This window comes from Lachnoclostridium phocaeense, assembly GCF_959599685.1.
Taxonomy (GTDB): domain Bacteria; phylum Bacillota; class Clostridia; order Lachnospirales; family Lachnospiraceae; genus Claveliimonas; species Claveliimonas monacensis.
Genome location: NZ_CAUGIN010000052.1, coordinates 1 through 8,902, shown reverse-complemented (window position 1 = coordinate 8,902; position 8,902 = coordinate 1). Strand labels below are relative to the sequence as shown.

The following is an 8,902-nucleotide window of genomic DNA, read 5'->3' as shown; positions in this document are numbered from 1 at the left end:
CTCTTAGAAATTTTCAGGGTCGTTGTCTATTGTTCAGTTATCAAGGTTCTTTGTTTTGTTTTCGCATCTCAGCGACAACTTCTATATCTTATCATGCCGCTTCCGATTTGTCAACAACTTTTTTAACTTTTTTCTTTCTGTATCCTCCCGGATCGAAAGAAGATGTTTCGTTGTTGTTGCTGTCTCACGCGACAGCTTTGATATAATAGCACGGGAGAAGTCGAATTGTCAATGTTATTTTTATTTTTTATTTTATTTATAAAATTTACACAATTCAGTTTCCCCCGACCTCTTTTTCAAGGGCATATTGACTATCTGTTTTCTCTTATTTTATATAGTTATATAAGATCAATCGCCTCATTGATGGATTTCACTCCCAGCAGCTTGATCCCCTGAATATTTTTCACCGCATCCACGGATACTGCCGGCAGGATACAGGTCTGAAATCCCAGCTTCTTCGCCTCAGAGACTCTCTGCTCTGGCATGTTGACAGCCCGCACTTCACCGCTCAGACCCACTTCACCAAACACAAGCACATCTTCCGACACCGGTCTGTTTTTATAGCTGGACACAAGGGCCAGCACGATCCCCAGATCCACGGCAGGCTCATTGATGCGGATACCGCCCGCAATATTGACGTAAGCGTCATAGTTTGAAAGAGGAAGGCCCAGCCTTTTTTCCAGCACAGCCATCAGCAGATTCACACGATTGTAGTCTGTTCCTGCAGCGGTCCTCCTTGGCATGCCGAAATTGCTCCGGCATACAAGCGCCTGGATCTCCAGAAGGATGGGGCGGGTTCCCTCCATAGAACAGGCCACCACGGATCCGGAGGCATTTTCCGGTCTTCCGTTGAGCATGAACTCAGAAGGATTTTCCACCTCCCGGAGTCCGTCCTGTCTCATCTCAAACACCCCGATCTCGTTGGTGGAGCCAAAACGGTTCTTTACGCCCCGCAGGATCCTGTAGGAGGCATGGCGGTCCCCCTCAAAATACAAAACCGTGTCCACCATGTGCTCCAGGACCCTGGGACCGGCCACTGTCCCCTCCTTTGTCACATGCCCTACTATAAAGATGGAAATTCCCATACCCTTGGCAATCTGCATGAATATGTTGGTGGCCTCCCGGACCTGTGAGACGCTCCCGGGGGCAGAAGACACCTCTTCGCTGTACATGGTCTGTATCGAGTCAATGACTACAAGGGAGGGTCTCTCCTTTTCAATCACACTGCGAATAGTCTCTATATTTGTCTCACACAGAAGCAGCAGATCATCTGTAAAGGTTCCCATGCGGTCTGCCCGCAACTTGATCTGTTTCAAGGACTCCTCCCCGGAAATATACAGGAGCTTCTGTTTGCGCTCCGTCAATCTCTGGCACACCTGCAGAAGAAGCGTAGATTTCCCGATTCCCGGATCTCCACCCACCAGCACAAGTGAGCCAGGCACGATCCCGCCTCCCAGCACGCGGTCCAGTTCGCCGAAACCGGTGCAGACCCGCTCTTCTCTATCTGTCTGCACGCTGGACAGGGCGACCACCTCAGCCTCTTTCAGACTTTTTGTCTGTCCCCCCGTCTTTGCTGCAGTCACCTTTTCTTCCACAAATGTATTCCACTGCCTGCACACCGGGCACTGACCCAGCCATTTGCTCTCCTCATGCCCGCAATTTTGGCAGAAAAAAATACTTTTCTTTGCTTTTGCCACTGTTTTCCTCCTTTTCCTTTAACTCTCTCCGTAGTAGATCAGCATACTCATCTGCACAGTCTCACTGCCTGTATTCTTATACCCGTGGATCACATCCGACCTGAAACGGATAGAGTCCCCCGCCTTCAGCTGATACACTTTCCCGTCAGCCATGATCTGTGCCTCCCCCTCGAACACAGTAATGTACTCCTCTGTTCCAGCTATATGCGGCTGAGCATCCAGTTTTCCCCCCGGCTTAATGACAATGCGGTACATCTCAAAAAGGCGTTTCTCATCAAAGGGAAAGACGGGATAGTTGATATACAGACCATCCGCCTCTGTAACTGGATGCACCGACTCTGCGGGAATAACAGCTGCATCCTCAAGAGAAGTCTCTGTAAGCGCTGTAAAAGAAACTTTAAATCCATTCGCGATCTTCCACAGCACAGTGATCGTAGGATTGGCATCCCCTCTCTCTATCTGGGAGAGCATGCTGCGTGATACTCCTGTGGCGGCGGCCGCTGCATCCAATGTCATCTTCTTGTTTTCACGTATCCTTTTTATGTTTCTGGCTGTTGTCTTTGATATGTCCAAAATCTCGCCTCTCTTTCCGTTATATCGGATTTTTTTTCATTATATGATTGACATTTCTCACTCTGAAGATATATACTTTCTTTAATAATATAATGTATTTTTAGTACATTATATCGCACAAGAACAAAATGTCAACACACAAGGGGAGGAGCAGATACAATGGAACTGCGGAAAGCAAAAAGAGAAGATCTGGAGCAGATCATGGAACTTATTGACAACGCAAAATGTTTTTTGAGATCTCAGGGCGTGGATCAGTGGCAGAACGGCTATCCGGACAAGGACTGCTTAGAAAAGGACATAGAGAAAGAGATCGGATATCTGTGTATGCTTGACGGACGCCCGGCTGGTTATGTATGTATCGACTTCAACGGTGAACCCGCCTACAATACTTTAAGCGGCTCCTGGCTCAGTTCCCAGCCCTATGTAGTCCTGCATCGCCTTGCCCTTTCCCCCTCCTTCCGGGGACGGGGCCTTGCCGCCTCTGTCTTCCAGGCCGCCGAAAAAATGGCTCGCTCAAAAGATGTGCACAGTTTTAAAGTGGACACAGACAGCCAGAACCTGATCATGCGGCATATTTTGGAAAAACAGGGGTTTGTGTACTGCGGTACGATCTGTTTTGACAACAGTGAGAAAATTGCATTCGAAAAACTGCTCCTGTAGACGATCCATCTGATATTAACAATAAATAAAAAATAAGCTGCAGGGGAAATCCCTGCAGCCCGGAATTATTTCTTTACAATTTTTACTTCTATGCTCTTTCCTTCTTCCAGCTCTGCGCTGACGCTCAGCTTGCCGCTTAAGTTTGTCGCCATATCACCGATATTCATATCGTCCAGATAGACAGTGTACTCACTGTCCGCCTCCAGCTCAAGTGTAAACTGTGCATCTTTTGGTGCAGATACTTTAAAGGAAACAATGCCGTCTCCTGTCTTAAAATTCTCCACCGCTGTCCCGGGAACGGACTCGTATACAAACATGCCGTTTTTCTCCAGTTTGGTGATCTCGGCAAATGTCTTTACCTTGTAGATGTCTCCCTGGAACTCAAAGCCCTCCAGCTTTGTCTTAGAGCCGAGTGTGTAATCTCCAAAACTCAGTGTTCCATCGTTTTCTGCCCGCAACAGCTCTTTTACTACTGCCATTTTACATGTCCTCCTAGTGGTTCTTCTTTTGTATCCACATTATATCTCAAAAAAATTTCAATTTGTAGTCTTTGGAATAAATTTTATTTCTTTTTTAGACATGCCGGCCTCCACTGTCTGGCCCCTCTTTATGGTACCGTCCAGCACCGCCTCAGCCAGCTTATCTTCCAGCAGATTCTGCACCGCCCGGCGCAGCGGACGAGCTCCATACTTCTGATCCGTGCCGGTCTCCACAATGTGCTTTTTCACAGAGTCCCGGACATGGAGCGTGATGCCAAGCTGCTCCTTTACCCGCGCACACACCTCTTTGCACATCATGCTCACGATCTTCTTCATATCTGCATTGTTCAGTGCATGGAATACAAGGATCTCGTCAATACGGTTCAGGAACTCCGGACGGAAGAGCAGCTTCACTTCATTCATCACATTGGACTTCATCCGCTTGTAGTCGCCGGCCTCGTCTTCTTTTGTCACGAATCCCAGCCGCTTCGGGTCTATGATCGCCTGGGCGCCCGCATTGGATGTCATAATGATCACCGTGTTGCGGAAATCCACCTTCCTGCCCTGGGAGTCTGTGATATGGCCGTCATCCAGCACCTGCAGGAGGATGTTAAACACATCCGGATGCGCCTTCTCGATCTCGTCAAACAGCACCACTGAGTAAGGGTGACGGCGCACCTGTTCGCTGAGCTGTCCTCCATCCTCGTGACCTACGTATCCCGGAGGCGAACCGATCATCTTGGAGACGCTGTGCTTCTCCATGTACTCAGACATATCCACCCGGATCATAGAATCCTCATTGCCAAAGAGAGCCTCTGCCAGCGCCTTTGATAGCTCTGTCTTTCCCACACCGGTAGGACCGAGGAAGAGAAACGAGCCGATAGGGCGGGCCGGATCTTTCAGGCCCACTCTTCCACGGCGTACCGCCTTCGCCACAGCAGTGGCAGCCTCCTCCTGTCCCACCACTCTCTTGTGAAGGGTCTGCTCCAGCCTTTTCAGTCTGGCGCTCTCAGACTCTGCCAGTTTCTGCACAGGGATCTTCGTCCACTCGGACACGACGCCTGCTATGTCATCGGCCGTGACACACACCTGGCGGCGGGCATTGTTTCTCTGGAAACGCTTTTTCTGCTGCTCCAGCTTTTTCTGAGCCTCCTGCTGCTCCTGGTGGAGAAGGGAGGCCTCCTTCATATCTCCGGCACGGATGGCATCCTCCTTGTCCCGGACCAGCTGTTCGATCACTTTCTCCAGCTCTTCCATATTTTCCGGCACTTTAAATCCCTTCAGGCTGACCTTGGCGCAGGCTTCATCCAGCACATCTATGGCTTTATCCGGCAGGAAGCGGTCGCTGATATAGCGCTCCGACAGGGAGACCGCCGCCTCCAGCGCCTCCTCCCGGACAGACACGCGGTGATGTTCCTCATATTTTTCCTGAAGTCCTTTCAGGATCTCCAGACACTCCTCCCTGGTCGGTTCCTCCACAGTCACCGGCTGGAATCGGCGCTCCAGGGCCGCATCCTTTTCTATATATTTCCTGTACTCCACAATGGTGGTGGCTCCGATGAGCTGCAGCTCCCCTCTTGCCAGGGAAGGCTTCAGTATATTGGATGCGTCCATGGCGCCTTCCGCGCCGCCGGCGCCGATGATGGTGTGGACCTCATCCAGGAAGAGGATCACATTGCCAGCAGCCTTCACCTCCTGGATCAGTCGCTTCATCCTCTCCTCAAATTCGCCTCTGTACTTGGACCCGGCGATCATCCCCGCCAGATCCATAGTAACGATGCGCCGGTTTTTCATTGTCTCCGGCACCACGCCTCTGGCGATCCGCTGGGCAAGCCCCTCCAGCACCGCCGTCTTTCCGACGCCCGGCTCTCCTACAAGGCAGGGGTTGTTCTTCGTCCGACGGCTCAGGATCTGCATCAGCCGCTCGATCTCCTTCTCCCGGCCGATGACAGGGTCCAGTTTCCCCTCTGCGGCCTGAAGTGTCAGGTCTGTACCATACTGTTCCAGGACAGAATTTTTCCTCCGCCCGTCCTCCTGCATCTCCTCCATGTACTCTTTGGGGTCTGCGCCCACACTGACCAGGATATCCTGGCACAGCTTCTGAAGATTCACATTCAGCGTGAGCAGGATCCTGGCTGCCACACAGTCCACATCCCGCAGGATAGCAAGGAGCATATGCTCCGTCCCCGCCTCATCGGAGCGCAGGCGCAGCGCCTCCTCCTTGGACTCCTCCAGGATGTACGTAAGCCGGGGGCTCATCTGAGGACTGCCTGTGACCGTCGCTCCCTCCCCGGGGGATACCAGCTCATCTATGATCTTCCGGATATTCTCCTCGCCGACACCGTTCAGGGCCAGCACCTGTCCGGCCACCCCGGTGTAAACTTTTTTCAGCCCGACAAGAAGATGCTCCGTCCCGATGTAGGGGTGCCGGAGCTCTCTTGCCACAGTCTTTGCAATTTTCAATACTTCCTTTGCCTGTTCGGTATAGTTCATGTCCTATCAGGGAAAAAGAATCTGCTCCTCTTCCCGCTCCTTTCTCCATTTTCCCGTCTCTGCCGGATCTTTCTTCCTAAGCGTACTCGTCGAAAATCTCATCCACAAGCTCATGCACTTCTTCCCTGGATATAGCCTTGCACCGGCCCTGAGCCAGCACGATCCGAAGCTGCTGCTTCATCTCCTCCACTGCCTTGATCTTGTCGATATCCAGTGCCACCACAGCGCCCTTGCGCCTGTCAAGCTGGATAAATCCTTCCTGCCTAAGCAGGCTGTAGGCCTTGTTCACTGTGTGCATATTGATCCCCACCGCCTGGGCCATTTGCCGGACCGAGGGGAGAGGGTCTCCCTCCCGGATCTCGGCGGTAGCGATCCCCAGGATGATCTGGTTGCGCACCTGCATGTAAATCGCTTCGTCACTGTTAAAATCAATTTCTATCAACATAGTATCCCCTTCTCACTAAGAGCCTTTTCTCTTGTTATATATACATTAGCACATACTACACAATTTCCGCAAGAAAAACAACTCTACCGGATCACGATATTGCCGGATTTCCGGGGCGCAGTCCTTTTATAGGATACAGCCGGGTACCCCATGAGCATGCAACAGACCACGGTGCGCTTTCCGATGCCCAGCCAATCCCTGAGCACATCGCTGTTCTCCACCACCGCTTTGGTGTAGCCGCTGAACAGCACGCCGGCTCCCTCGGCCACAGCCATGTTTTCAATATTGGCCGCCGCCAATCCTCCGTCCAGAGGATTTTTGGAGGTGATCACCAGGAAGGATGTGGCGTTAAAGAAAAAGGTATCGTCCTTTGGATCTTTTTTATATTTCTCATAGAACCCGCGGAAAACGCGCTCGTACAGAGGCGCCTCCTCCTTCAGGACATCCAGGATGCCGGGCAGCTCCTTCCAGAAAAGATCTTTAAACACTTTCATTTCGTCCCGCACCAGGACAAACCTGCATCCCTGGGTATTTTTCGCCGTGGGCGTGTACCGGCCTGCCGCCAGGATGCGCTCCAGCTTCTCCCGCTCTATGGGCGTGCTCTTGAAGTTCCGGATGCTCCTTCTGAATTTCACCGCGTGGAGAAAATGTTCCGGATCCACACAGAATGTGTCTTTATCGTACTCCTCCACCTCGTCCATGTCGTACTCCGGTATGGACACAGCTCCCGTGGGACAGACCGCCACACAGTGTCCGCACTGAATACATTTGCGCACATACTCCGCCTTTTTATCCTGGATCTGCAGCGCTTCTCCCGGACAGTCCCTGACGCAGGCGCCGCATCCCACACACAAATCTTTATTAATCTCAACCATGATCCGCACTCCTTATCCTTTAAATAATCCTTTAAAACTTTATAAGTTCTTCCGTATTTACATCTGATATATTACCACAGCTTCCGGTTTCTGCAAACTAAAAAGACGGAGGCATCCGCCGCCGGACTGTCTTTCTCTGCCCGTCGGGGATGCCTTCGTTTATAAAAGCTGTGAATTTTTATAGACTTTCCAATTTATTTGCAGATTTCTCTGATGTCTGTGTACTCATAGCAGTCAAAGCTGTCTGCCACGTTCTTGCATGTCAGCTTGCCATCGTATGTGTTGATGGCTGAGTAGATTACCTCGTTGTCTGCGCATGCTTTCTCAAGTCCCTTGTTTGCGATCTGGAGACCGTAGAAGAGAGTTGCATTTGTCAGAGCGATGGTGGATGTTCTCGGAACAGCACCCGGCATATTTCCTACACAGTAGTGAACAACGCCATCCTCGATGAAGATCGGATCATCGTGGTATGTCACTTTTGTGGTCTCGCCGCAGCCGCCCTGGTCAACGGCAACGTCTACAAATACAGCGCCTGGTTTCATCTCTTTGAGATATTTCTTCTTGAAGATCTTCGGAGCAGCTTTTCCTGGAATCAGGACAGATCCGATTACAAGGTCTGCTTCTTTTACAGCTTTCTCAATGTTTGCATCATTGGATACAAGTGTCTGGATGCGGGCTCCAAAAATGTCGTCCAGGTAAGCAAGTCTCGGAAGGCTGATATCCATAATAGTTACATTTGCGCCCATTCCAACAGCAATCTTGCAGGCGTTTGTTCCTACATTTCCGCCTCCAAGGATTACGATGTTTGCCTTCGGTGTTCCCGGAACGCCTGCCAGGAGAACGCCCTCACCGCCGAATGTCTGCTCCAGGTATTTTGCTCCTTCCTGGATACTTAAGCGTCCTGCGATCTGGCTCATAGGAGCAAGAAGAGGAAGTCCGCCCTGTTTCGGATCGAACAGAGTCTCGTAAGCAACACCTTTTACTTTTCCATTTAAAAGAGCATCTGTCTGCGGTTTGTCAGCTGCCAGATGAAGATATGTATAGAGGATCAGTCCCTCGTGGAACAGCGGATACTCTTCCGGAAGAGGCTCTTTTACCTTGATCATCATCTCTACTGTATCCCACACTTCTTTTGCAGTGTCGATCATCTTTGCGCCTGCTGCCTCGTACTCAGCATCCTGGAACCCGGATCCAACACCAGCGCCTTTCTCAATATACACCTCATGGCCTGCTGCCACATAGCTTTTTACGTTGTCCGGTGTCATACCTACACGGAACTCATTGTTTTTGATTTCTTTTACACATCCTACTTTCAACTTTCTTACCTCCTGTGTCAATATTTTTCTTGCTCTTCTGCCTTCTCTTATTTCGGGCTGCAGCCTGCTCCTGCACGGCCTGCAGATACCCGGCGAAAAATATTCTTCAAATTCTTATTTTTTTGAAGAATATTTTTCATTTGTTTCTAAAATCATAATAGCACACCACCCTTCAACATTCAATAAAAGTTATTTTTTTCACGAAACTTTTTATTTATCAACATTTCTTTCATTTGTATGTACAATTGACTTGAATATTTTCTCAATCCATGCTTAAATCTTATTGTAGAATACAAACATACTATTGCCAAAGGTAGTGTCAAATAAGTTATGAAAAAGCGAAGCCTAAAAAATAGGCTCCGAT

8 protein-coding genes are annotated in these 8,902 nt (G+C 50.1%); 1 reads left to right on the top strand and 7 read right to left on the bottom strand.

The features are described 5' to 3' along the window. Positions 1-338: 338 nt before the first annotated feature. Together radA and Q5911_RS14585 are read right to left on the bottom strand one after the other, a co-directional pair. Positions 339-1,697, bottom strand: coding sequence for a DNA repair protein RadA (gene radA, locus Q5911_RS14590; protein ID WP_303183891.1), 1,359 nt, complete (start codon positions 1,695-1,697; stop codon positions 339-341). A gap of 18 nt (positions 1,698-1,715) precedes the next feature. Next, positions 1,716-2,270 carry a helix-turn-helix domain-containing protein gene (locus Q5911_RS14585; protein ID WP_226395608.1) on the bottom strand — a complete coding sequence of 185 codons (555 nt, stop codon included), beginning with the start codon at positions 2,268-2,270 and terminating at the stop codon, positions 1,716-1,718. Positions 2,271-2,429: 159 nt separating this feature from the next. Between Q5911_RS14585 and Q5911_RS14580 the strand changes: the two genes are divergently transcribed. Further along, on the top strand, positions 2,430-2,930 hold the full coding sequence (locus Q5911_RS14580) for a GNAT family N-acetyltransferase (protein ID WP_087173269.1): 501 nt from the start codon (positions 2,430-2,432) through the stop codon (positions 2,928-2,930). 65 nt (positions 2,931-2,995) lie between these two features. On the opposite strand, the gene Q5911_RS14575 is transcribed toward Q5911_RS14580, so the two are convergent. From Q5911_RS14575 to ald, 5 genes are all read right to left on the bottom strand, one after another. Further along, complete coding sequence (locus Q5911_RS14575; protein WP_303183887.1) at positions 2,996-3,409, bottom strand: endosialidase; 414 nt, start codon at positions 3,407-3,409, stop codon at positions 2,996-2,998. 57 nt (positions 3,410-3,466) lie between these two features. After that, a complete protein-coding gene (locus tag Q5911_RS14570; protein WP_303183885.1) occupies positions 3,467-5,902 on the bottom strand; it encodes an ATP-dependent Clp protease ATP-binding subunit in 2,436 nt (811 codons plus the stop codon). Positions 5,903-5,978: 76 nt separating this feature from the next. After that, positions 5,979-6,347 (bottom strand): GntR family transcriptional regulator, encoded by a 369-nt coding sequence (locus Q5911_RS14565; RefSeq protein WP_033126873.1) that lies wholly within the window; start codon positions 6,345-6,347, stop codon positions 5,979-5,981. 83 nt (positions 6,348-6,430) lie between these two features. Beyond that, complete coding sequence (locus Q5911_RS14560) at positions 6,431-7,222, bottom strand: nitroreductase family protein (RefSeq protein ID WP_303183881.1); 792 nt, start codon at positions 7,220-7,222, stop codon at positions 6,431-6,433. A gap of 194 nt (positions 7,223-7,416) precedes the next feature. Next, a complete protein-coding gene (ald, locus tag Q5911_RS14555) occupies positions 7,417-8,538 on the bottom strand; it encodes an alanine dehydrogenase (RefSeq protein WP_303183879.1) in 1,122 nt (373 codons plus the stop codon). Positions 8,539-8,902: the final 364 nt, after the last annotated feature.